A 24,115-nucleotide genomic window follows, 5' to 3' on the forward strand; every position below is an offset into this window, starting at 1 on the left:
GCTTGACGAGTGTCCAGCGGCCGGACTCGGACGCCAGGACCGTGGCACGGCGGGAAAGCCAACAACGTGGGACGTCAGCCGTCCGCGAGGACTTGGCGCTGGCGGCCCAGCCCGTCGATCTCCAGTTCCACGACATCGCCGGCCCGCAGATACGGCTTGGGCTCCGGTCGGCCCATTGCGACGCCGGCCGGGGTGCCGGTGTTGATGACATCGCCCGGGTAGAGGGTCATGAACTGGCTGACGTAACGGACGACTTCGGCCACCGGGAAGATCTGCTCGGCGGTGGTGCCGTCCTGCTTCAGCTCGCCGTTGACCCACAGGCGGATGCCCAGGGCCTGCGGGTCGGGCACCTCGTCGGCGGTCACCAGCCAGGGGCCCAGCGGGTTGAACGTCTCGCAGTTCTTGCCCTTGTCCCACTGGCCGCCGCGCTCTATCTGGAACGCGCGCTCGGAGACGTCATGTGCCACCGCATAGCCGGCGACCGCCGCCAGCGCCTGCTCGTCGCTCTCCAGGTAGCGGGCGGTACGGCCGATGACGACCGCCAGCTCCACCTCCCAGTCGGTCTTCACGCTGCCCCGCGGTACGAGCACCGTGTCATCGGGGCCGACGACCGTGTCCGGAGCCTTCATGAAGATGATCGGCTCCTCGGGGGTCGCGGCCCCCGCCTCCTTGGCGTGGTCGTGGTAGTTCAGCCCGATGCACACGACCTTGCCGATCCCGGCCACCGGGGCGCCGGTGCGCAGCCCCGGGTCGAGTGCGGGCAGCTCACCGGACAAGGCGGCGGCGCGGATCCGCGCCAGCGCCGCCTCGTCCGCGAGCAGTGCCCCGTTGATGTCCGGGACCAGGTCCGACAGGTCCCGCAGAACCCCGGCCTGGTCGAGCAGCGCCGGGCGTTCCGCCCCCACCGTTCCGACTCGCAGCAGCTTCATCGGTACAACTCCCGTGGTCGAAGGGTCGGCCCTGGAAGGGGTCTTCCGGGGCCGGCCGATGGGGGACGGCCATCGAGCGATTTGGCTGATCGTCCAAGAATGGCGTCCAGTCCGCAAGACCCCGTTCAGGGAGTGGACCGTTACTGAGGGGTAGTAACGGTCTGCTGCGGCAGGGTGTCCCCGGGGGACGTGCCGTTGACCGCCCGCCCGGCATGGGCCCTGGCGCGTGCCGCCCGCTGCCGGGCGGCACGGGTCTTGGGGCCGCTCCGCTTCCGGGGCGCCGGCTCCTCCTTGGGCGGGGCGGCTTCGGCGACCGGCTCCGGCTTGGTCTCCTGCCCCTTCTTCCGCCCCTTCGCCTGCTCCGTTTCCGTGCCGCCGTCCCGCGTCCGGTCCCGCTTGCCTTCCCGCGTCCGGTCCCGCTTGCCTTCCCGCGTCCGGTCCCGCTTGCCTTCCCGCTTCCGGTCCCGGTGCAGCAGCGCCCGCTCGCACGCCGTCCAGATCGTCGTCGTCACCGTGTAGAGCCCGGCGGCCAGCGGCACCACGGCCACGGTGATCAGCATGCCGAACGACAGCAGCGGCATCACCTTCGCCAACCCGCCCAGGCCCGGCATCGCGGGCCCGGCGCCCGCAACCGGCTTCGGGGCGGCGGCAGCGGCGGCCCGTGCCCGGCGGAAGTTCCAGGTGGCGACCGCGGCGATCAGGGCGAACAGGGCGAGATAGACCAGGCCGTGCGGCCCGAGGACCCCGCCGTCGGCGAGCGCCTCGCTCCAGTGGCCGCCGAGCGGCGCACCCAGCAGCGTGTGGTCGAGCAAGGCGCTGCCCCCCGTGGAGAACAGGTGGTACATCAGAAAGAAGACCGGCAGTTGGAGCAGTGACGGCAGACAGCCGGCCAGCGGCGAGGCGCCGGCCTTGGCGTAGAGGTCGGCCGTCGCCTTCTGCATCCGCTCCGGGCTGCCCTTGTGCTTGCGCTGGAGTGCGGCGATCTGCGGGGCCAGCGCGGCGCGGGCCTTCTCGCCGCGGGCCGCGGCGCGGGCGAGCGGGTGCAGTGCGGCGCGTACGGCGAGGGTGAACAGGACGATGGCGGCGGCCGTCGCCGCGGTGCCGAAGAGCGGCGTGATGGCGTCGGCGCCACGCGCCAGCCCCTCGCCGAGAATGCCGAAAACGGACATGGGTGAGCCCTCCACGGGTCTCGTCGTGCCGGAAGACATGCGGATGTCGGCGTGACGAGCGGCGTGGACGCGGTGAGCAGGAAGAGGTGCCCGAGGCGTCTACGCGGCCGTCGGGAGGGGACGGCCCGGTGCTCGGGGGCGCGGCCGGCCGGCCGCGTCGGGATCGCGCTGTGGCAGGAATGCCGTACGGCGCTCGCGGTCGCGGATGGCGGTGCGGATCCGGCCCGGTGGTACGGGGCGGGCACAGTCGGCGAGGAGGAAGACGCTGCACAGGAACAGGACCGCGGCCATGGTGGCGGCGGCCGTCAGAGCGGACGTCAGACCCGTCTGGGCAAGCAGGAGTCCGGCGAGCAGGAAGAAGAGGGCACAGGTGTAGAGGCGCCAGGCTTGCGCGATGCGGTACATGCGCTCCCCTCCCCGTGCATCGTCCTTGTCGGCTTCCGCTCAAGAGTAGCCGCAGACCTGGGCAACACGGTGACGGGTGGGTAACTTGCCCTCCCTGCCGTCGGGGACGGGCGGCAGATCAGGGGGAATTCAGGGGGAACACCTAGGAGGTGCTGTGCGCGACATCAGCGTTCCGGCCCTGGCGGCGCCACTGCGGACCGGCGGACTGGCCGACTCCGTCTTCGACACCGCCGCCTACCAGCCGGACTTCGCCCAGCTCGCCCGCCGCGACGCCAGAGCCCCCGGGACCTGGCGGGAAGTGAGTGCGGCACAGTTCCGCGACGAGGTCATGGCCCTGGCCAGAGGGCTGCTGACGGACGGGATCCGGCCGGGCACACGGGTCGCGCTGATGTCCCGTACCCGCTACGAGTGGACGCTGTTCAGCTATGCCCTCTGGGCGATCGGCGCGCACCTCGTACCGGTCTATCCGACCGCCTCCGCCGAGCAGCTGCGCTGCATCCTCTCCGGGGCGCGGGTCGCGGCGATCGTCGTCGAGAACGAGGCACAGGCCATGACCGTGGCCGCCGCCTGCGACGAGACGTCACGGCTGCGGCGGCTGTGGCAGCTGGACCTGGACTGTGTCCGGCGGCTGAACGAGGAGGGCACCCGGCTGACCGACGCGGACGTCCACCGGCTGCGCCGCGCGGTCACCCCCGGCTCCATCGCCGCCATCGTGCACACCTCGGGGACCACCGGCATCCCCCGCGGCTGCGTCATCACCCACGCCAACCTCGCCGCCGAGTGCGACACCCTCTACGCCGGCTGGGGCGGCCTCCTCGCCGCCCCCGGGGAGCGCCCGTCCCTGCTGGCCTTCCTCCCTCTGGCGCACGTCTACGGGCTGATGGTGCAGGTGGCCTGCCTGCGCGGCGGCGTACTGCTCGGCCACCAGCCGGATCTGTCGACGGACGCGCTGCTGGCGGCGCTGGCCTCCTTCCGCCCCACGTTCCTCTTCGCGGTGCCGTACATCTTCGAGAAGATCTGCGACCGCGCCCGCCGGGCCGCCGAACAGGCCGGGCGGCGGCGGATGTTCGACGCCGCGATGACGGTGGCGGTGCGCTATGCGGAGGCGCTCGCGGCAGAGACACAGGGCACCGGGCGCGGTCCCGACCCGTTCCTGCGGGCCCGGCACGCGCTCCACGAACGGCTGGTGTACTCCCGTCTCAGGGAGCTGCTGGGCGGGCGGGTGCGCACCGCGGTCTCCGGCGGCTCGCCGCTGCGGCGCGAGCTGGGCCTGCTCTACGCGGGCGCCGGGATCACCGTCTACGACGGATACGGCCTGACGGAGACCACCGGGGCGGTCACCTCGCAGCCGCCGGGGCGGGTGCGGTACGGGACGGTGGGGCTGCCGCTGCCGGGGAACGCGGTGCATCTGGCGCTGGACGGCGAGGTGTGGGTGCGCGGCCCGGTGGTGTTCGCCGGCTATCTGGACGAGGCGGGCACGCCGGGCGGCGGGCTGTACGACGGCTGGCTGCCGACCGGAGACCTCGGTCATCTGGACGACGACGGCTATCTGGTCATCACCGGCCGCAAGAAGGACATCATCATCACCAGCGGCGGCAACAGCGTGGCCCCGCAGGGGCTGGAGGAGCGGCTGCGCGCCCACCCCCTGGTCTCGCAGTGCGTGGTCGTCGGCGACAACCGGCCGTATGTGACGGCCCTGATCACCCTGGACCCGGAGGCGCTGGCGCACTGGCAGCGGCTGCGCACCGGGCACGACGAGGCAGCGTGCCAGGAAGCCGCCGGGCCGGATCCGGACCGCCCGGACCCGTCGCCGGAGGAGCAGCTGCAGGCCGAGGTCCGGCGGGCGGTGGCACGGGCCAACAGCGCGGTCTCGCGCGGCGAGTCGATCCGCGCCTTCCGCATCCTGCCGGGCGAGTTCAGCCAGGAGGCCGGGCTGATGACACCGTCGCTGAAGCTGCGCCGGGCGGCGATCGTACGGGCGTATGCGGCGGAGATCGACGCCATGTACGCGCAGGGGGAGCGCGACCTGCGCGAATCCCGCGCGGAACGGCGGAGGGCGGAGGCCGTGGGGCCGTACGGGCGGTGAATTCCGCGCAGCGCACGCGGCCGTCCGGGACCCTGCGGGCGGCAGAACACGCGCAGCGCGCGCAGCCGTGTGCCCGCGCAGAGCCCGCCCGGGTCCCGCCCGCGGAACGGTAGCAGCGCCGCGCCGGGCCCGGCCGTTATTTGTCCAGGGGTGAGGACCCCGGACCACGGGCCCGGCGCGGCACTTAGCGTCCGGTGGCAGTCCGGTGGGCCCCACCCGGGGGCCCACCACGGAACGAACCGGGAGGCCACGTGCGGTCGATCGTCCGCAACTCCGCGGTATCCAGAATCGCCGCGAGGTCCGCAGGCTCCGCGGTATCCGGACGGACCATCGCCACCGGCCTGGTGGTCTGCGCCCTCGTCGCCACCCTGGCGGCGCTGCTGCTGCCGGTGCAGCTCTTCGGCGAGAGCGCGGCGGCGGCGACGAACACGGTCGCGTACGACGATGACGGCGGCGGCACGGTGAACACCCGCTACGGGCCGCTGACCCCGCTGGACCGGGACTTCGTACGCAAGGTCAGGCTGGCCGGACTGTGGGAGCTGCCGGCCGGCCGCCAGGCACAGGAACGCGGCACGACCGCCGCAATGCGCACGGCGGGCAACCATCTCGTCGCCGGGCACACCGAGCTGGACCGGCGGGCGGTGGAGGCCGGACGGGCGCTGCGCATCTCGCTGGCCAACCAGCCCAGCCCCCAGCAGCAGAGCTGGCTCGCCCAGATGAACGCCGCCCAGGGCGACGACTTCCCCCGGGTCTTCGCGGAGCTGTTGCGCCGGGCACACGGCAAGGTCTTCGGCCTGATCGCGCTGGTCCGGGACCAGACCCGCAACTCGATGGTGCGCGCGCTGGCGACCCGTACCAATGCCGTCGTGCTGGACCACATCACGGTCCTCGAGAAGACCGGACAGGTCGACTTCACCACCCTCCACAACAGCTGAACACCGGACGAAGCGAAGTGATTCCATGAGGCAAGGACAACGCCAACAGGCGCACAAACGCTCACGTTTGACGAACAGAATGGTCGTCGCCGCGGCCGCTCTCCTGCTGGGCGGCGGCGGCCTGACGGTGGTCGCCACCACCGCGCTGGCCGGGAACTCCGACACCGAGGCGGCCGCCGGCCATCAGCACACCGCCGCCGCGACCACCGTCTCCTGCCCCGACGTGGGTGACGGGCTACGGCAGGTCCCGCGCAGCGCCCGCCTCCAGGTCTCCAAGGGGCTGGCCGCGCTGGACCGTCAGGTACACGACGCCTACCACCAGATGATGAAGGATGGCGACAGCACCGTTTTGACCACGCTCAAGCGGCAGCGGGCGCGCACCATCGGCACGATGGTCACCGCCATCGACAAGGACGCCAAACGGCCCGGCTATCTGACCAAGATGAGCGGCTGCACCACCAAGCCCGTCGACGAGGGCGCGGGCGCCGACGGCTTCGACTCCACGAAGTCCACGGCGCAGGGCTGGTATCAGGGGCAGACCCCGCAGCAGGACCAGCAGCAGGGCCAGGGGGACCAGGAACAGGACCAGAGCCAGCAGCAGGGCCAGGACGGCGGACAGCAGCAGGACGCCGGGCAGCAGGGCCAGCCCGGCGGTCCCGTGCCCGACGACTTCGTCGACATCACCAGCGTCCAGCCGAACGCCGACGCACCGCCGTTCGCCGCGCCCAGGGGCGGCAACGCCACGACCGGTACCTTCACCACCGAGTGCGGCCGCAACGAGGAGGGCCACTTCAACCCCGACAACGTCATCGTCACCCCGGGCGTCAGCAACGGCGCCCACCACACCCACGACTACGTCGGCAACGAGTCCACCGACGGCTTCTCCACCGACGACTCACTCGCGGCCTCCGGCACCACCTGCGACAACGGCGATCTGTCCACGTACTACTGGCCGGTGCTGCGCAAGCTGGACGGAAACGCGGAGCAGAAGCCGGGTGCCGCGCAGGACGCCAACGTCGGCTCGGTGGTGACCCCGGCCACGGTCAACCTCACCTACCGCGGCAGCCAGGCCGGCCAGGTGACGGCGATGCCGCGCTTCCTGCGCATCATCACCGGTGACGCCAAGGCCTTCACCAACGGCACGGACAACGCCAACGCGTCCTGGAGCTGCACCGGCTTCGAGGACCGCCAGCTCAAGGACAAGTACCCGCTGTGCCCCCAGGGTTCGCAGGTCGTCCGCACCTTTGCCTTCCAGAACTGCTGGGACGGCCGCAGCACCGACAGCGCCAACCACCGTACCCATGTGACCTTCTCGGACAACAACGGCAACTGCCCCCAGGGCTTCAGGGCGATACCCCAGCTGGTGCAGCGGATCACCTACGACGTGCCGCAGGGCAACAGCTTCGCCGTGGACAGCTTCCCCGAACAACTGCACAAACCGGTGACCGACCACGGCGACTTCATCAATGTGATGCCGGAGGACCTGATGAACAAGGCCGTCGACTGCATCAACCGCGGGCAGGAGTGCACGTGAGGCCCTGAGCCCCTGACCCGGGTGCGGGCCTGAGCCCCGACTCGTGTCCTGTACGGCCCGCTCGCATCCTTTACGGTTCGCTCGCATCCCCTACGGCTTGGGAGAACAGCTCCCGTAGGGGATGCGAGCTGTTGCGCTGCCTCCTTCGACTCCCACAGCAGGACGGCCCCCCAGCTGTAGGCGTCGGGGCCGGAGACCCCCGGCGGGGCCGGAGACCCCGGCGGCGCGCCCACTGCCTTCCTGCCTGCGTCGCCCCCCGGACCGCCCAGGGTGGTGGCTGCTGGTCGCCGGCGTGCGCCGTCGCGTCGTGTCCGGCGGATCGTGGCCCACCACGCGGTGGGGCTGGGCGCCCCCGTGCCGTACGCCGGGAAGTCCCGCGCCACGCCATGGCGATTCGCCCCACACCACAGCGGCCCCGCACCGGATTTCTCCGGTGCGGGGCCGCCCCTGTGTGCCGTGAAACCGATTACCTCACGGCCGTCCGAGGCTCTGATGGTGCGGCGGTCGGGCGGAACCGATGACCCGGCGGCCCGTCAGAGGCCGTTCACCCGCGCCTCCCTCGCCATGCCGAGTGGTCGGATGGTGGAGGCGACGGCGCGGGCGCGGCGGCCGGCACGGGCGCGGTAGCTGCGGACGTGGGCCATCAGGCGGCGGCTGCGGAGGGCCATTTCCAGTTCGAAGCGGCTGCGGGGGTCACGGAGCACCGGGCCGAAGAGCTTCTCGATCTGGCGCAGGCGGTAGCGCACCGTCTGCGGGTGGACATGCAACAGCTTGGCCGCTTCGGGTGCACCGCCGCCCTCGAGCCAGGCGAGCAACGTGACCTCCAGGCGCTCGCTTTGACGGGGTGTGAGCTGATCCAGGGGGCCGAGCCATCGGGAGGTGAGGGCGTCGGCGAGGGACTCGTCCTGGAGGAGCAGCAGCGCCGAGAGATGGTCGTCGACGAACGCGGGCCGCGACTCGGGGCCGACCCGGCTGGGGCCCAGGGTCAGCAGATAACGGGCCCAACGCAGCGAGGACGCCGTGTCGGTGGACGGTACGACGTGCCCGACGGCCGACGCCCTCCCTTTGAGCGCCGCCTCGAGGCGGGGCCTGGTCTGGGTGGCGGGGTCGGGGACGAACAGACAGGTGTCGCCCTCGACCGTGCCGATGAGCGCATGGCCCAGGGCTGCGGCCAGTTGGGGCGCCTCGGCCGGCGTGGCGAGGACGACGGCCTGGACGGTTTCCGGGACCGGCCAGCCGGCCGCGCGGGCCAGCCCTGACAGGCCCTTGTCCGGCACCTCGCGCTGCCCGGCGAGTACGTCGAACAGGTCCTGGCGGGCCTTTGCGACGGGCATGGGGGTGACCACGGACGATACGGCCGGACGTTTACTCTGCGACTCTTTTTGGTACCCGAGACATGTCAGCAGGGCCTGTTCCAATGCCCATTGTGCCTCTTCTACGGGGGTATTCCCGAGAAGTGCCGACAATGCGGGAAAACCGCGTTGCAACTCCGCGACGACCTTCTCCGTGAAGTCCGGGAGTTCCATTCTCACCACGCGGCTCCACTCGCCTCGGGGGCGCGACCAGATGTGGTTCAAGAGATCAGACATCGCTACCTCGATCCTGGCGGGGATTGCGGCTGGGACAGGCGTTGAACTCCCCCGTACGCCTGAGTCGGCATCATCCGGAGTCGGTCCGGGGGACCGCGATGCCGGTGCAGGAATTTGTCACAGCGCGATAAAGCTTACGAAATCCCAAGGGCGTTCGGAGATGCTTTTGCACATCCGGATTACGGCCCTGCGTACTCGCCCGGTCACAGAATGTCTACTGTTACCGGCGGTCACCAAAAAGTGTTACCGGCGGTCACCCGCACAAAATTCCGACCCGGATACCGCCATTACCGCTAATAGCGCCAATGCCGCAGCCGGGAGATTTCAGCAAATTTGCAGCCGCGCACCCCTGCCCGCCACCAGGAGGTCCGATGCCCGCCCCTCGCCTGCAGAGCCAGCACCCGAACAACCGCCCCAGCCACCGTGCACCGCGTGCCCGGCCCTCGCCGTCCCTGCCCCGCCCCCGCCGGCCGCCCCGAGAACCCGGGCCGCCGACGAACCGCCCCGCCGGCGGCCGCCTCACCCCCACCGCAACAACCGCCGTACTGCGCCCGGCACTTCCGGCCGCGCTGCTCCTCTTCCTCGCGGTCACCGTGCACGCCGGCGCGATGGACACCGCAATGCGCTTCCTGGACTTCGGCGCCGGGGTGCTCGCCCTGGTCTCGCTGTCCGTCACGGTGCTGTGGGGGCTGGCCGCCACCGACCGCATGGTGCTGCACTCCGGCCACCGCCTGCTGGCGCAGGCCGTGCACCGCGGCACCGGCGTCGCCGGACTCGGCTTCCTCGGCCTGCACATCTGGGTGAAGGTCGCCGAGGGACACACCGGCGCACTGTCCGCCGCGGTGCCGTTCACCGACGGCGCCCGGCCCTTCCTCATCGGCCTGGGCACGCTCGCCGCCTATGTCTTCCTCGCGGTCGCGGTGACCGGCGCGGTGCGCGGCGCGTTCACCGGCATCAGCGGCTCCCGCTGGTGGCGCGCCCTGCACATGAGCGCCTACGCCGCCTGGGCGCTGGCCCTCGTCCACGGCCTCAAGGCCGGTCGCCAGGCCGCCGGTTGGGCGACCGCCGGATATGTGCTGTGCCTGGCGGCGGTGGCCGTACGCCTGGCGCTGCGGATGCGCGCCGCGCGACGCGGCTGACGCCCGGCCGGCTCACGGCGGCACGGCCGACCGCCACCCCCGCACAGAGCAGGAAACTCAGGAGAACCCCATGACCGCCCCCGCCCCCACCCGCCCGCTGCCCGTCGTCCCCGCCCCCGATCCCGTGCCGACGCTGGCGTCCCTGGGGCCGCCGCGGCTGCTGGCCGGGCTCGACGAGGCGCCGCGGCTGGACCGGGTGGCGCATCTGGCCCGGCACGGCGGCCTGCCCCCGCTCACCGCACAGGAGTTGGTGGCGCTGGCCGAGGACACCGATCTGCGCGGCCGCGGCGGCGCCGGCTTCCCCTTCGCCCGCAAGGTGACCGCCGTCCTGGACGGTATGCGGCGCTCCGACGGCAAGGCCACGGTGGTCGTCAACGGCAGTGAGGGCGAGCCCAGTTGCCTCAAGGACACCGCCCTGCTGCTGCACGTACCGCATCTGGTGCTGGACGGCGCACTGCTGGCCGCGGACGCACTGGGTGCGCAGGAGGTCGCGGTCGGGGTGACCCGGCAGGACGTGGCGGACTCGGTACGGCGCGCCATCGGCGAACGCGGCCCGGTGCGCCCGGCGTTAAGGGTGACCCTGCTGACCGAACGGTTCGTCACCGGCGAGGGGTCCGCCATGACGAACGGGCTGGGCGGCGGCCCCGGCCTGCCCTCCGGCCGCAAGATCCGCTCCAGCGAACGGGGCCTGAACGGTCTGCCGACCCTGCTGTCCAACACCGAGACCTACGCCCAGCTCGCCGTCGCCGCCCGGCTCGGCGCGCTCGGCTACCGCGCCACCGGCCTGCCCGCCGAGCCCGGCACGCTGCTGCTGACCGTCGCCGGCAGCCGGGTGGTGGAGGCCCCGTACGGCGTCCCGCTCGCCCGGGTCCTCGCGCTGTGCGGGCTGGACCAGGGGCAGGGCGTGCTGATCGGCGGCTACCACGGCACGTTCATCTCGCCGGCCGACGCGCAGACCGCGACCCTGTCCCGCGATGCGCTGGCCGCCTACGGCGCGGTCCTCGGCGCCGGGGCGGTGCTGCCGCTGCCGTACGACACCTGTCCGGCGGGCGAGACCGTACGGGTCGCGCGCTGGATGGCCGCCGAATCGGCGGGCCAGTGCGGGCCGTGCGTCCTGGGCCTGCCCGCCCTCGCCGACCAGCTCGACCTCGCCGTACGGGGTGGCGGGGACGCCGCCCTGCAAGCCGTGCAGGCCCGGATGCGCGCCGTGGAGAAGCGCGGGGCCTGCAGCCACCCGGACGGTACCGCGCGCTTCGTGGCCTCGGCTCTCGCCGCCTTCCCCGAGGAGTTCGAGCGCCATGCGCGGGGGTTCGGGTGCGGCCGCCCGGTGACCGGGGCGCTGCCGGTCACCGGGCACCAGCCGCCGCCGGCCACCGGCCCGGCACCCAAGCCGCTGCGGCCGCAGGAGAGGCTGCTGGTCGACTGGACGCTGTGCCGCGGCCACGGCCTGTGCGCCGACGTCGTACCCGGCATCGTCAAGCTCGGCCCGGACGGCTACCCGCAGCGGGCCAGCATGCCGCTGCCCGCCCGGATGCGGCGCCGGGCACAGCTGGCGGTACGGCGCTGCCCGGCGCTGGCGCTGCGCGTCCAGGACGGCAACTGACGTCCGCCGTACGGGATGTGTCACCGGAGAGAAATTTTCCCGCCCGCTGAACGCGGCACCCCCGGCGCCGCGTATCCCCGCACGACACCCCACGTGTCCCACCCACCACCGCAACCGGGCCGAGCCCAGCCGGCCCAGCCATCCAGCCACCCAGCCGAGCCACCACCGACAGAGGAGAGACCATGACCATCACCCGACGTCGCGCCGGACTTGCCGCCACCACGCTCGCCACCCTCGCGCTCACCGCCGCCTGCGGCAGCAGCGGCAACCAGAGCGCCGACACCCCCACCACCGACCTCGTCCAGCCCGCGGGCCAGGGCACCAGCGACTACGGCTCCTCCGGCTCCGGCCAGGGCGACGACGGCTACGGCGGGGAGGCGGGCGGCAACGACGGCAAGGCGGCAAAGAAGTGGCCGAGCGCGGGCACGCTCGCGCTGCGGGACGCCGACCAACTCGGCCCCGTGGTCACCGACTCCAAGGGCATGACCCTCTACCGCTTCGACAAGGACACCCCGAAGCCCCCGAAGTCCAATTGCTCCGGCTCCTGCGCCACCACCTGGCCGCCGGTCCCCGCCGAGGGCGCCGAGGCCCCCGCCGGGATCGCCAAGAGCGCGCTGGGCTCGGTCACCCGCGCCGACGGCACCGAGCAGCTCACCATCGGCGGCTGGCCCGCCTACCGCTACATCAAGGACAAGAAGGCCGGGGACACCAAGGGCCAGGGCGTCGGCGGCACGTGGAACGCGCTGGCCGCCGACGGCAAGAAGGCCGGCGCCCAGGAGTCCGGCGATGTCGGGGTCTTCAACCAGCCCGAGCTCGGCGAGATCCTCGTCGACGGCGAGGGCCGTACCCTCTACCGCTTCAACAAGGACAGCGCCTGGCCGATGAAGTTCGGCTGCAACGACGCCTGCCTGGAGACCTGGAAGCCCGCCAAGCCCGCCGACCGCTCGAAGCTGAACGGCATCGCGCCCAAGCTGATCTCCACCGTCACCCGCCCCGACGGCACCCGTCAGCTGGCCGTCGACTGCTGGCCGGTGTACTGGTTCACCGGCGACAAGCAGCCCGGTGACATCAACGGCCAGGGCAAGATGGGCCTGTGGTTCGCGGTCTCCAAGGACGGCAAGAAGATTACGACGACGCCCTGACCGGTCCCTTGTCCGCGCGGGGGAACTCGTCGTCCAGCGCCAGCACCTCGGCATCCGGCCGCTCGTCCCTCTCGCGCGGTCCCAGCCAGGTCACCAGCAGCGCCACCGCCGCATTCACGGCGAGCGAGACCAGCCCCGCGTTCATCCCCCACAGCGGGTCGTGCCCGGTGAACACCAGCACACAGACCAGCGTGAAGCCCGCCACCAGGCCGCTCACCGCGGCGTGCGCCGTCAGCCGCCGCCACACCAGCCCCAGCAGCAGCATCGGTACGAGCTGCGCCATGCCCTCGTACGAGATCAGGGACAGCCGGACGAGGGTGTTGGGGGCGGTGTAGGTCAGCAGGAGCGCCAGCGCTCCGGCGGCCACCACGACCACCTGGGACGAGAGTTTCTGGCGGTTCGCCAGGCGCGGCACCGCGCCCAGCACGCTCCTCCCCCACATCGTGCCGATGACCAGCATGAACACGGCCATCGGCACGATGGAGGAGAGCGCCGCGGCCACCCCGATCACCCCCACCGCCCAGGCCGGAAGGGAGTCCACCACCAGCTTGAACAGCGCGAGGTTGGAGTCCGCGCCGACCAGCCCCGGCACCACGAACAGCGCGGCCAGGCCCAGCAGCATCGGTACGTACAACAGCACGTTGTAGAACGGGAGATACATGGCATTACGGCGCAGCGCGTCGGCGTTGCGGGCGCCGAGGTAGCCGGCCACGGTCGTCGGGAAGATCACCACGGTGAGGGAGTTGACGAGGGTGGTGGTGAGGAACCAGCTGCCGCCCAGTCCGCCCGACGCATGGCCGGGGAAGGTCAGCCACTGCGGCTTCTCGGCGACGATGCGGTCCAGGAAGGCGCCGTAGCCGTCGAAGTAGTGCAGCGGTACATAGATGGCGAGGAAGCCGAGGGTCGCGATGACCAGGATGTCCTTCAGTACGGACACCCAGGCGCTGCCGCGCAGGCCGCTGATGACGACGAAGGCGGTGGTGACCGCGAAGGCGAGGAAATAGGCCCAGTTGAGGCTGATGGCGCCGTAGGAGATGGTGGAGACGACCACGCCCATGCCGGTGATCTGCAGCTGGATGTACGGCAGCAGACAGACGGTGGCGAGGACGGCCACGGCGGCGCCGAGCCAGGGCCGGCGGTAGCGGTGGGCGACCATGTCGGTGATGCCGACCAGGCCGTGGCGGCGGGCGTAGGCCCACAGCATCGGGCCGACGACGTACCCGATCGCATAGCCGCAGGACATGTACGCCAGGACGTAGAGCACCGGCGCGCCGAAGTTGTAGCCCCAGCCGGCCGCGCCGAGATAACTGAAGCTCGTATAGCTCTCGCCGGCCATCAGCACCCAGATGAAGACGGTGCCCAGACTGCGGCCGCCCACCGACCACTCCGTCAGTCCCCCGCCGGAGCCGCGGCCCCGTACGGCGAGCAGGCCGAGGACGACGGTGAGCGCCATGAAGCCGCCGAAGACGGCGGTGGCGACGGTCGCGTTCATGCCTGGCCCCGCTTGCGGTCACCGCGTCGCGCCAGCCACACCGACAGCGGGGTGGCCAGCGTCGCCAGCAGCATCCAGAAGAACAGGAACGGCAGCCCGAACACGGTGGGCGTCACCCGGTTCACCAGCGGCAGCGCCACCAGGAACAGCACATAGGGCAGCAGCAGCCACAGCAGCGCGGGGCGCCTTCTCGAACCCGGGGGCCGGCCACCGGAGGACTGATTTCGCACCGGGAGAGCCTAGGCCCTGGGCGGCCGCGTTCACCGTGACTGTGTCGACCGCAACACCGCCCACACCACCAGCCGGTAGGTGGAGGTGTATTCCGGCGTACAGGTCGTCAGGGTCAGGTAGGCGCCGGGGGCGGTGAAGCCGTAGGCGGGGTGGACGGTGCTGTGGGGGACGGCCGCGAGGACGGTGCCGTCGCCGGGGGTCGTCTGCGGGAGGGTGCGGCGGACGGTGTAGGTGAAGCGGGCGTCGGCGGTGTCGAGGGTCACGGTGTCGCCGGGGCGCAGCCGGTCCAGGTGCCGGAACGGCTCGCCGTGGGTGTTGCGGTGCCCGGCCAGCGCGACATTGCCGGGGCCGCCGGGCTGCGCGGTGTGCGGATAGTGCCCCGCGTACCCCTTGTTGAGGACGGCTGCCTTGCCCACGCCCTGGGCCACGGGGGCGGCGATGCCGATGCGGGGGATGCGGAGGACGGCGTAGGCGAGGTCCGGTGGGGGCGGCGGGGCGGCGGCGCCGGGCTTTTCGGGCGGCGCGGCCGCGCCGGCACCGCGCTGACCGGCGGGCGAAGGGACGGCGGCGGGCGGCTTGGGGTGTGCCTGCGGCCGCGCCGCCCACTGCCGCTCCAGCCGCGCCACCTGGTCGCGGGCCTCGTCTCGCGCCTGACGGTTCGTCCACCAGAGCTGATGGACGACGAGCAGCAGCACCACGGCGCCGAGCGTCACGGCCAGCTCCGCGCCGGTCCACAGCGCCCGCGCGGCGAGGGAGCGGCGGGTGCGCCGCCCCTGTACGACCACCGGTATCCGCTCCCGCACGGGGCGCACGGTAGGCCCTGGGAGCGGCGATCACCAGAGGTACGGAGGGGATACGAGCGGGCTCAGCCGCCGAACGTCTGTGAGACCGCGTAGATGGCAAGGCCCGCCAGGGCGCCCACCACCGTGCCGTTGATACGGATGAACTGCAGGTCACGGCCGATATGGGCCTCGATCTTCCGCGAGGTGTGCTCGGCGTCCCAGCCGGCGACGGTGTCGGTGATCAGGGAGGTGATCTCCCCCTGATAGGCCGTCACCACATAGACGGCCGCGCCTTCCAGCCAGCCGTCCACCTTGCTCTGGAGCCGCGCGTCGGAACCCATCCGCCGGCCCAGGGACAGCAGCGAGGCCCGTAGCCGCAGCCGCAGCTGGCTGCGTTCGTCCTCGGCGGCGGCCACGATCATGGCGCGTACCGAGCCCCAGGCGGAGGCGATCAGGTCCTGCACCTCGCCGCGGCCCAGCACCTCGGACTTGAGGCGTTCCACCTTGGCGCGGGTCTCCGGGTCGGCCTGGAGGTCGCCGGCGAAGTCCGTCAGGAAGCGGTCGAGGGCGCCGCGGGCCGGGTGCTCGGGCATGTCGCGCATCTCGGTGACGAAGCGGAGCAGCTCCTTGTAGACGCGGTCGCCGACCTTGCGGTCGACGAACCGGGGGGTCCAGCCGGGGGCGCCGCCGGAGACCGCCGCCATGACGGAGTCGCCGTGTTCGACGAGCCAGTCGTGGGCGCGGGTGACGACCAGGTCCACCGCCCGGGTGTGGCCGCCCTCGGCGACGACCTTCTCCAGCATGGCGCCGATGCCGGGGGCGATCTCCTGGGCGTCGGCGCGGCGGGTGATCGCCTCGCCGACGACGGCCTGGACGTCGGAGTCGCGCAGCACGGTCAGCGCACCGCGCAGCGCGGTGGACAGCTCGGCGGTGACCCGGTCGGCATTCCCCGGCTCGCCCAGCCAGCCGCCGAGCCGTCTGCCGATGCCTGCGGAGCGCAGACGGCGGCGGACGACCTCGCCGGAGAGGAAGTTCTCACCGACGAAATCACCCAGACTCTGCCCCAGTTGATCCTTTTTGGTAGGAATGATGGCGGTGTGCGGGATCGGCAGACCCATCGGCCGCTTGAACAGCGCGGTGACCGCGAACCAGTCGGCCAGCGCACCGACCATGCCCGCCTCGGCCGCCGCGGCGACGAAGCCGCTCCAGCCGCCCGCCCCGGAGGACTGAGCCCATTTCGCCAGGACATAGATCAACGCCACGGCCAGCAGCAGGCCGGTGGCCAGCGTCTTCATCCGCCGTACGCCGCGCCGCTTCTCCTCGTCGGCGGCGCTGCTGCCGAAACCGCCCAGGGGTACGGCCCGGCCCAGCGGCTCCGGCACCGCCTCCGCCCTCGTCGCCGTATCCGTCTTCGTGCGTTCCATGCGCTCCACCGTTCCCACCGATCCCCCCGCCCTCCGTACGCCGTCCGTCCGTACGGCGGCTGTCCCTACGCCGTATGTCCCACTGTGGCCTACTCCCGGAACGAACCACGAGTTCCCTGCGTCCACGTCATGAGGGGCCATCGCCAGGGCGCCGGGCGGTGTCCCGGAGGGCCGTGGGATCATGAAGAAACGATCGGACCGCAACGGTGCCGCTGGTCACTCGCTGCCCTTGCCCGCCCGGAGCGCCGCGCTCCGCCTGCCCCAGGAGAACGCTCCCGCATGAACAAAAGTGTGGGTTACGCCCTGCTCGCCGGTCTGGCGGCAGTGGTGGTGCTGGTCTCGACGGCCATATTCGTCGGCTTCGGCGGCGGCAACGGCGGCGCGGGCGGCGCCCCGCACAAGCCGCGCGACCCGGCGGCGCCGGCGGTCTCCGGGCAGTGGGTCGGCACCTGGGCGGCGGCCGCCGCGGCCGCCGAGCCCGGCACCCTGGACGGCTATGCGGGGATGTCCATACGCAACGTGGTGCACACCAGCGTCGGCGGCTCCGGCGCCCGGATCCAGCTCTCCAACCTCTACGGCACCCGCCCGCTGTCCGTCAGCCACGCCTCGCTGGCGGTCGCCAGCGCCCCCAGCAACCCCACGGCCGCGGCCGGCACCATGCGGCGGCTGACCTTCGGCGGCAAGCCCGCGGTGACCATACCGGCGGGCGGCGCGGTCACCAGCGACCCGGTCCGGCTCAAGGTCCCCGACAACGCCGACCTCCTGGTCACCACGTACTCCCCGTCCCCCTCGGGCCCGGCCACCTATCACCCGTACGCCCGCCAGACCTCCTACCTGGCGCGCGGCGACCGTACGGAGGACGCCACCGGCGCCGCCTATACGGAGCAGAGCCCGTACTGGCGCTATCTGACCGGCGTGGACGTGTGGAGCGCCGAGGCCCACGGCACGGTCGTGGCCATCGGCGACTCCATCACCGACGGCATCACCTCCACCGCGGGCGCCAACCACCGCTGGACGGACTTCCTGGCCGAGCGCCTGCGCACCGAGCGCGGTGCGCCCCGCTACGGCGTCCTCAACCAGGGCATCAGCGGCAACCGGCTCCTCGTCAACGGCAGCCGCTTCTCGCCCAACAACGGCCCCAGCGTCCTCACCCGACTGGACCGCGACGCGCTCTCGCGTACCGGGGTGAAGGCGGTCGTGGTCGAGATCGGGCTGAACGACCTGTTCAAGTCGCCGCGGCAGTGGGACCCGCGGAAGATCGTCGCGGGCATGCGGGCGATCGTGCACGAGGCGCACGACCGCGGGCTGCGCGTCACCGGCTCCACCCTGACGCCGTTCGGGGGGCACCGCGGCTACTCCACGCGGATGAACCAGGTACGCGAACAGGTCAACCGCATCATCCGGTCCGGCGCGGTCTACGACGAGGTCGTGGACTGGGACAAGACGCTGCGCGACCCGGCGGCGCCGGTGCGGCTGCGGCCCGTGTACGACTCCGGTGACCATCTGCACCCGAGCGACGAGGGCTTCCGGGCGATGGCCCATGCGCTGAACCTGGACCATCTCAAGCGGTCGGCGCCGGCCGAGCTGTAGGGCCCGGCGCCGGTCAGCCGAGTTCCTTGCGCGGCCGCTTCCCGAGCTCCACGCGCCGCGCGCGCTCCGCCTCCTTGAGCCGCTGCCGCTCGGCCTTGGTGGCCTTGCGCTGGGTGTCCACGCCGCCCTGGAAGACGAAGCCGGTGATGTTCACCACCGGGGCGCCCGGTTCGCCGGTGCCGTCCTCCGTACGGCTGAAGCGGCCCATCAGGGCGAACCCCTTGACCCGTACCTGGACGCCGGGCGGCACCACGACCTCGATGCCGCCCTGTACCGCGATACAGCGGATGGTGATCTCGGACGCCTCGAAGTCCGCCTCACGCAGGTCGATCTTGCCGCCGCCCTGGAAGGTGACCGCCGTGAACAGCCGCGGCGCGGTCCACCGCCCCTTGCGCCGGAACCCGCTCCACATCGCGAACGCACCCCGCGAGGTGGCGGTGCCGCCGATCCGCTCCGCCCAGCCGGCCGGCACACCCGTCGCGGCCGGCCGTCCGCCCGCCGAACTCTGCGTCGTCACCGGCAGATCGGCGGTCAGCGGCGTCAACTCCCCGTACGTACGGGCCCGGTAGGCCGCATCCAGCCGCTCCTCGAACTCCGTCATCTCGAGCCGCCCCTCGGCAAGGGCGTCCCGCAGGATCTCGGCCACCCGCTCACGATCGGCATCGGCGGCCCGCAACTCGGGGATTCTGTCGGTCATATGAACAGATTACGGGGACGCCGCGCCCGGCCGCTCACCTTCACCCCCACCGTCTTTTCCCCACCCCCAACGGGAGGGGGCGGACCGCAGGACGGAGTCCGGAGGTCCGGTCCCGCACCCGAACAGCCCCGCGCAGCGGCAACAACCCGCCGCAGGCGCAACGGCGGGAAACCCCCACGGCGGGCCGGCCGAAAACGTGGGGCTCAGCCCGAGCGCAGCGAATACAGCTTGGCGATGACATCCTCGATGTCCGGCTCGCGCACCGACAGATCCACCAGCGGATAGCGCTCCGCGATGGCCGTGACCAGCGGCGCCGCGCTCTGCCCCGCCGGGAACGCCAGCCACTGCCGCGGCCCCTCCACCTTGACCGTTCGGGCCCCGGGGACACCGTCGATCGGCGGCAGCTCCCGTTCCAGGTCCACCACCAGCGTCCGCTCGCCGTCCCCGGCCGCCCGCAGCCCGGCCAGCCCGCCGTCGTAGACGAGACGGCCGTGGTCGATGACCATCACCCGGCGGCACAGCTGCTCGATGTCGGTCAGGTCATGGGTGGTCAGCAGGACCGTGGTCCCGCGGTCGGCGTTCACCTCGCGCAGGAACTCCCGGACCTTCGCCTTGCTGATGACGTCCAGGCCGATGGTGGGCTCGTCCAGATAGAGCACCTCGGGGTCGTGCAGCAGCGCCGCCGCGATATCGCCGCGCATCCGCTGACCGAGCGACAGCTGCCGCACGGGGACGTCCAGCAGGGGCCCCAGGTCCAGCAGTTCGACGCAGCGGCTGAAGTTGGCGCGGTAGACGGACTCCGGGACCCGGTACATACGGCGCACCAGTTCGTACGAGTCCTTCAGCGGCAGGTCCCACCACAGGGTGGTGCGCTGGCCGAAAACCACCCCGATCCGCCGGGCCAGCCGGGTCCGTTCGCGCGCGGGGTCGATGCCGGCGATCCGCAGCCGGCCGCCGCTGGGCACCAGAATGCCCGTCAGCATCTTGATCGTGGTGGACTTCCCGGCGCCGTTCGGGCCGATGTAACCGACCATTTCGCCGCGCGGCACCCGGAAGGTGATGCCGTCCACGGCCCGTACCTCGTGCCGTACCCTCCGCAGCCGGCCCGCCTTGCGCCGTACCGAGAAGACCTTCTCGACGCCGTCCACCTCAATGAGCTGCTCTGTCGTCATATGCCGTGTCTCAACTCCCCGTACTCCGGTACGCACGCAGTCCGCAGCGCCAGGCCAGCCCCGCGGCCGCACACATCAGCGCCGCCACCGCCGGCCCCAGGAAGTCCACCCAGCCCGGCAGCCCCAGCGGGTCGGGCCGGTCCAGCAGCCGCAGCGCGGGCAGCCAGTTCACAAAGGCCAGCGGGATGATGAAGGTGACCCCGCGCACCAGGTCCCGGGCGAAGACGGTGGGCGGGTACTGGAGCATGTTGTTGCCGCCGTAGGTGAAGGCGTTCTGCACCTCGGCCGCGTCCTGCGCCCAGAACTGGAAGGCCGCCCCCGCCGTGAACACCGCCGCGAAGATGGCCGCACCGCACACCGTCATCAGCGGCACCAGCAGCACCCGGCCCGCCGTCCAGTCCACGTCCAGCCGGGTCAGCGACCAGCCCAGCACCAGCAGCGCCTGGCCGAGCCGGCCCAGCCGGCGCAGCGCGAAACGGTCCGCGGCGATCTGCGCGAAGACCGGTACGGGGCGCAGCAGCAGGGTGTCCAGGGTGCCGTCGCGCACCCGCGCCCCGAGCCGGTCCATGCTGCCGAGCGCCAGGTCCGCCAGGCCCAGCGAGAGGCTGGACGTGCCGTAGAGAAAGGCGACTTCGGGCAGCGAGAAGCCGCCGAGGACACCGGTCTGGGAGAACATCAGCAGGATGGCGACGAAGTCCAGGCCGCTGGCGGCGAAGTTGCCGACCGCCATCAGCACGAACGAGGTGCGGTAGGCGAGGGTGGAGCGGATCCACATCCCGACGATCAGGGCGTAGGCGCGCAGGCCGTGCACGAGCGCCGCCGCCCGCCCCGTCCGCTCCGTCGCCGCTTCGCTAACCACCCTGCACCACCACCTTGCGGGTGGCGGCCCGCTGCACCAGCCGGCCCAGCATCAGCAGTGCCACCGCCCACGCCGCCTGGAACGCCAGCCCCCGCAGCAGCGATCCGCCGCTGCGGGCGCCGAGCAGCACATCGGCCGGAACCTGGAGGATCGCCGCCCACGGCAGCAGCTGGGCGATCTCGGCGAAGGAGCCGGGGAAGGCCCGCAGCGGCAGCACCATCCCGGAGAAGAACAGACAGGCCAGACCGCTGATCAGGGCCAGGCCCCCGCCGTCGAGCAGCCAGAACGACGCCAGCGCGACGAGATAACGCAGCCCGAAGCTGACCAGCACCCCGAGCGCCACCGAGAACAGGAACAGCAGCCAGGTCCCCGCGTCGGCGGGCAGGGCGAGCGGGAAGCAGAGCGCGCCCACCGCCAACGGCACCACCCCGCGCCCGATCAGCTGCAGCGCGGCCCGGCCCAGGTCCGCGGACAGCCACCACAGCTGGAGGTCGGCGGGCCGGTAGAGGTCCACCGCGATGTCGCCGCTGCGGATCCGCTCCTGCAGCTCGTCGATCCCGCCGCCCTGCAGCAGTGCCGAGGCCGCCAGCAGCGCCTGCGCGGTCCATACGAACGTCAGCGCCTGGGCCTGGTCGTAGCCGCCCAGGTGCGGGCGTTCGGCCCACAGGGCGAGGTAGGTGTAGGCGAGGATGAAGCCGAAGACGGTGTTGGTGAAGACGCCCGCCGCGGTGGCGGTCCGATAGGTGGCATACCGGCGGAAGCTGCCGGCCGCCACGGCCGTGTACCACACCTCCGCGGTCCCCCAGCTCTTGTCATCCGACGGCAAAGCATCGGAGCCTAGTAGGGCAATCGCGGACCGCACCATCGATTTATCACCGGTTCGGGTGAGACGGGGGCGCCATCCGGCCGGTCAGGGAGCGGTCACAGGTGCGCGCCACCCCTCGGGACCGGGACGCATGATGCGACAGTTCTCCAACAGGACCTTCGGGATCTTCAGGTCCTTATCGGGTGAGTACGCCTTTTCCGGTTCAGCGCGTGATTCCCCGACACCCCATCAATCCGCCGCAGCACAACCTTTGGCGGCCGCCGAGGAGTCCATACAGACATGAGCGACGGTCCGGAGGACACAACGACCGCCGGGGGCAGCACCTCCCGCCCCCGGCGCACCGGCTGGCGCCGCGCCATCCCCACCTGGCGGACGGTGCTGACCGCCGTACTGCTGTTCCTGCTGGTGGTCGTGGGCGGCCTCGTCGCCGGATATCTCCTCGTCGACATCCCGCCCGCCAACAGCGCCGCCAAGGCCCAGAGCAACATCTATCTCTACTCCGACGGCTCCTTCCTGGCCCGCGACGGCGACGTCAACCGCGAGAACGTCGCGCTCAGCCAGATCCCCAAGTCCACCCAGCAGGCCGTACTGGCCGCCGAGGACCGCGACTTCTACTCCGAGTCGGCCGTCGACCCCGCCGCCATGGTCCGCGCCGCCTGGAACACCGTCACCGGCAAGGGCAAGCAGTCCGGCTCGACCATCACCCAGCAGTACGTCAAGAACTACTACCTCGGCCAGGAACAGACCGTCACCCGCAAGGCCAAGGAGTTCTTCATCGCCATCAAGCTCGACCGCGAGGAGACCAAGGACCAGATCCTCGAGGGCTATCTCAACTCCAGCTACTACGGCCGCAATGCGTACGGCATCCAGGCCGCCGCCCAGGCCTACTACGGCAAGAACTCCGAGCGGCTCACCACCGCCGAGGGCGCGTATCTCGCCACCCTCCTCAACGCCCCCAGCGCGTACGACATCACCGCCCACCCCGAGAACAAACAGCGGGCCCTGGCACGCTGGAACTACGTCCTGGACGGCATGGTCAAGAAGAAGTGGCTCGGCCGCGCCGAACGCGCCGCGATGAAGTTCCCCGAACCGGGACCGGTCAAGGCCTCCGCCGGGCTCTCCGGCCAGCGCGGCTATCTCGTCGAAGCCGTCAAGGACTATCTGACCGGCAACAAGATCATCGACGAGAACACCCTGCGGGCCGGCGGCTACCGCATCACCACCACCCTGTCCAAGAACCGCCAGGACGCCTTCGTCGACGCCGTCACCACCCGCCTGATGGACCAGCTCGACCGCTCCCGCAAGGTCGACACCTATGTCCGGGCCGGCGGCGCCTCCATCGACCCCGCCACCGGCCGGGTCGTCGCCATGTACGGCGGCATCGACTACGCCAAGCAGTACGTCAACGGCGCCACCCGCCGCGACTACCAGGTCGGCTCCACCTTCAAGCCGATCGTCTTCGCCTCGGCCGTACAGAACCGCGCAACGACCCAGGACGGCATGCGGATCACTCCCGAGACCGTCTACGACGGCACCAACAAACGCATGACGCTCAGCCACGGCTCCCCCACCGGCTTCGCTCCGGCCAACGAGGACGACCGCTCCTACGGCCCGATCACCGTCACCGAGGCCACCGACAAGTCCGTCAACGCCGTCTACGCCCAGATGGGCATCGACGTCGGCCCCACCAAGGTCAAAAACACCGCCGTGGACCTGGGCATCCCCGCCGACACCCCCAGCCTTTCCTCGTCCCAGGGCGCCATCTCGCTGGGCACCGCCACCCCCAGCGTGCTGGAGATGACGCAGGTGTACGCCGGCTTCGCCCACCACGGCAGACAGCGCCCGTACACCCTCGTCGACAAGGTCGCCAAGAGCGGCGGGACCCTCCCGCTGCCCGAACGCGCCGAGCACGCCGCCCTCGACCGCAGCGCCGCCGACACCACCACCTCGGTCCTGCGCAGCGTCGTCGACGGCGGCACCGGCACCGCCGCCCAGGACGCCGGACGCCCGGCGGCCGGCAAAACCGGCACCGCGGAGAACGACAAGGCCGCCTGGTTCGCCGGCTACACCCCCGAACTCGCCACCGTGGTCGCCGTATTGGGCCAGAACCCCAAGAGCGCCGCACAGGAGCCGCTGTACGGGGCGGCGGGCCTGCCGCGCATCAACGGCGGCGGCTTCCCCGCCCAGATCTGGGCCGACTACACCGCCGCCGCCCTGGAGGGCCATCCGGTCACCGACTTCGACCTCCGGCTGGAGACGGGCGCCGGCCCCCCGCCGAGCGCGCCCACGACCTCGGGCCCGCCGCCCGCATCGCCCGGCGAATCCGGCTCGCCGACCACCGGACCGACGACCGCACCCCCCACCTCCGGCCCGCCGACCGGCATCCCCACCACACCGACCGTCGAACCGCCCACCCCCACCTTCCCGACCGAGCCACCGCAGCCCACCACCGAGCCCACGGAGGACTTCCCGACCGTGGGCCCCGAAGGGGCGTGGTGGGTGGGGTGAGCG

The 24,115-nt window shown here is 71.9% G+C and carries 20 protein-coding genes; 8 read left to right on the forward strand and 12 right to left on the reverse strand.

Features of this window, described 5'->3' with window-relative positions:
• Window positions 1–74: 74 nt before the first annotated feature.
• From AB0D04_RS17025 to AB0D04_RS17035, 3 genes are all read right to left on the reverse strand, one after another.
• A complete protein-coding gene (locus AB0D04_RS17025) occupies window positions 75–929 on the reverse strand; it encodes a fumarylacetoacetate hydrolase family protein (RefSeq protein ID WP_362703542.1) in 855 nt (284 codons plus the stop codon).
• A 140-nt stretch (window positions 930–1,069) separates the two neighbouring features.
• The gene (yidC, locus tag AB0D04_RS17030) at window positions 1,070–2,098 is read right to left on the reverse strand and encodes a membrane protein insertase YidC (protein WP_362703543.1); all 1,029 of its coding nucleotides are present in this window, start codon (window positions 2,096–2,098) and stop codon (window positions 1,070–1,072) included.
• A 99-nt stretch (window positions 2,099–2,197) separates the two neighbouring features.
• Window positions 2,198–2,503: a DUF6412 domain-containing protein gene (locus AB0D04_RS17035; RefSeq protein ID WP_362703544.1), complete on the reverse strand. Its 306-nt coding sequence runs from the start codon at window positions 2,501–2,503 to the stop codon at window positions 2,198–2,200.
• 154 nt (window positions 2,504–2,657) lie between these two features.
• On the opposite strand from AB0D04_RS17035, the gene AB0D04_RS17040 reads away from it, so the two are divergent.
• The 3 genes from AB0D04_RS17040 to AB0D04_RS17050 all read left to right on the forward strand — a co-directional run bounded on the left by AB0D04_RS17040 (window position 2,658) and on the right by AB0D04_RS17050 (window position 7,058).
• Window positions 2,658–4,589: an AMP-dependent synthetase/ligase gene (locus AB0D04_RS17040; RefSeq protein ID WP_362703546.1), complete on the forward strand. Its 1,932-nt coding sequence runs from the start codon at window positions 2,658–2,660 to the stop codon at window positions 4,587–4,589.
• 260 nt (window positions 4,590–4,849) lie between these two features.
• On the forward strand, window positions 4,850–5,524 hold the full coding sequence (locus tag AB0D04_RS17045) for a DUF4142 domain-containing protein (protein ID WP_362703674.1): 675 nt from the start codon (window positions 4,850–4,852) through the stop codon (window positions 5,522–5,524).
• 79 nt (window positions 5,525–5,603) lie between these two features.
• The gene (locus AB0D04_RS17050; protein ID WP_362703675.1) at window positions 5,604–7,058 is read left to right on the forward strand and encodes a DUF1996 domain-containing protein; all 1,455 of its coding nucleotides are present in this window, start codon (window positions 5,604–5,606) and stop codon (window positions 7,056–7,058) included.
• Between the two features lie 533 nt (window positions 7,059–7,591).
• On the opposite strand, the gene AB0D04_RS17055 is transcribed toward AB0D04_RS17050, so the two are convergent.
• Window positions 7,592–8,392 carry a helix-turn-helix domain-containing protein gene (locus AB0D04_RS17055; RefSeq protein ID WP_362703548.1) on the reverse strand — a complete coding sequence of 267 codons (801 nt, stop codon included), beginning with the start codon at window positions 8,390–8,392 and terminating at the stop codon, window positions 7,592–7,594.
• A 626-nt stretch (window positions 8,393–9,018) separates the two neighbouring features.
• Between AB0D04_RS17055 and AB0D04_RS17060 the strand changes: the two genes are divergently transcribed.
• From AB0D04_RS17060 to AB0D04_RS17070, 3 genes are all read left to right on the forward strand, one after another.
• Window positions 9,019–9,786 (forward strand): hypothetical protein, encoded by a 768-nt coding sequence (locus tag AB0D04_RS17060; RefSeq protein ID WP_362703550.1) that lies wholly within the window; start codon window positions 9,019–9,021, stop codon window positions 9,784–9,786.
• Window positions 9,787–9,856: 70 nt separating this feature from the next.
• Window positions 9,857–11,389 carry an NADH-ubiquinone oxidoreductase-F iron-sulfur binding region domain-containing protein gene (locus AB0D04_RS17065; RefSeq protein WP_362703552.1) on the forward strand — a complete coding sequence of 511 codons (1,533 nt, stop codon included), beginning with the start codon at window positions 9,857–9,859 and terminating at the stop codon, window positions 11,387–11,389.
• Between the two features lie 182 nt (window positions 11,390–11,571).
• Window positions 11,572–12,531, forward strand: a complete 960-nt coding sequence (locus tag AB0D04_RS17070; RefSeq protein ID WP_362703553.1) for an SCO0930 family lipoprotein — start codon at window positions 11,572–11,574, stop codon at window positions 12,529–12,531.
• On the opposite strand, the gene AB0D04_RS17075 is transcribed toward AB0D04_RS17070, so the two are convergent.
• The 4 genes from AB0D04_RS17075 to AB0D04_RS17090 form a co-directional block, all read right to left on the reverse strand.
• Window positions 12,515–14,023 (reverse strand): sodium:solute symporter family protein, encoded by a 1,509-nt coding sequence (locus AB0D04_RS17075; RefSeq protein ID WP_362703555.1) that lies wholly within the window; start codon window positions 14,021–14,023, stop codon window positions 12,515–12,517. The two genes, AB0D04_RS17070 and AB0D04_RS17075, sit on opposite strands and share 17 nt — an antisense overlap.
• Window positions 14,020–14,253 (reverse strand): DUF3311 domain-containing protein, encoded by a 234-nt coding sequence (locus AB0D04_RS17080; protein WP_362703557.1) that lies wholly within the window; start codon window positions 14,251–14,253, stop codon window positions 14,020–14,022. The genes AB0D04_RS17075 and AB0D04_RS17080 overlap by 4 nt, the downstream gene beginning before the upstream one ends.
• Before the next feature lie 30 nt (window positions 14,254–14,283).
• Window positions 14,284–15,057, reverse strand: coding sequence for a class E sortase (locus AB0D04_RS17085; RefSeq protein ID WP_362703559.1), 774 nt, complete (start codon window positions 15,055–15,057; stop codon window positions 14,284–14,286).
• 62 nt (window positions 15,058–15,119) lie between these two features.
• Window positions 15,120–16,460: a DUF445 domain-containing protein gene (locus AB0D04_RS17090; RefSeq protein WP_362703561.1), complete on the reverse strand. Its 1,341-nt coding sequence runs from the start codon at window positions 16,458–16,460 to the stop codon at window positions 15,120–15,122.
• Window positions 16,461–16,739: 279 nt separating this feature from the next.
• On the opposite strand from AB0D04_RS17090, the gene AB0D04_RS17095 reads away from it, so the two are divergent.
• Window positions 16,740–18,050, forward strand: coding sequence for an SGNH/GDSL hydrolase family protein (locus tag AB0D04_RS17095; RefSeq protein WP_362703562.1), 1,311 nt, complete (start codon window positions 16,740–16,742; stop codon window positions 18,048–18,050).
• A 13-nt stretch (window positions 18,051–18,063) separates the two neighbouring features.
• On the opposite strand, the gene AB0D04_RS17100 is transcribed toward AB0D04_RS17095, so the two are convergent.
• The 4 genes from AB0D04_RS17100 to AB0D04_RS17115 form a co-directional block, all read right to left on the reverse strand.
• Window positions 18,064–18,747 carry a DUF1707 domain-containing protein gene (locus AB0D04_RS17100; protein WP_362703564.1) on the reverse strand — a complete coding sequence of 228 codons (684 nt, stop codon included), beginning with the start codon at window positions 18,745–18,747 and terminating at the stop codon, window positions 18,064–18,066.
• 203 nt (window positions 18,748–18,950) lie between these two features.
• A complete protein-coding gene (locus tag AB0D04_RS17105; protein ID WP_362703565.1) occupies window positions 18,951–19,919 on the reverse strand; it encodes an ATP-binding cassette domain-containing protein in 969 nt (322 codons plus the stop codon).
• Between the two features lie 10 nt (window positions 19,920–19,929).
• Window positions 19,930–20,694 carry an ABC transporter permease gene (locus AB0D04_RS17110; RefSeq protein ID WP_362703677.1) on the reverse strand — a complete coding sequence of 255 codons (765 nt, stop codon included), beginning with the start codon at window positions 20,692–20,694 and terminating at the stop codon, window positions 19,930–19,932.
• A 76-nt stretch (window positions 20,695–20,770) separates the two neighbouring features.
• Window positions 20,771–21,568: an ABC-2 family transporter protein gene (locus AB0D04_RS17115; RefSeq protein ID WP_362703679.1), complete on the reverse strand. Its 798-nt coding sequence runs from the start codon at window positions 21,566–21,568 to the stop codon at window positions 20,771–20,773.
• 315 nt (window positions 21,569–21,883) lie between these two features.
• Between AB0D04_RS17115 and AB0D04_RS17120 the strand changes: the two genes are divergently transcribed.
• Window positions 21,884–24,112 (forward strand): transglycosylase domain-containing protein, encoded by a 2,229-nt coding sequence (locus tag AB0D04_RS17120; protein ID WP_362703567.1) that lies wholly within the window; start codon window positions 21,884–21,886, stop codon window positions 24,110–24,112.
• Window positions 24,113–24,115 lie beyond the last annotated feature (3 nt).

It is taken from the genome of Streptomyces sp. NPDC048483 (assembly GCF_040651455.1).
Taxonomy (GTDB): Bacteria; Actinomycetota; Actinomycetes; order Streptomycetales; family Streptomycetaceae; genus Streptomyces.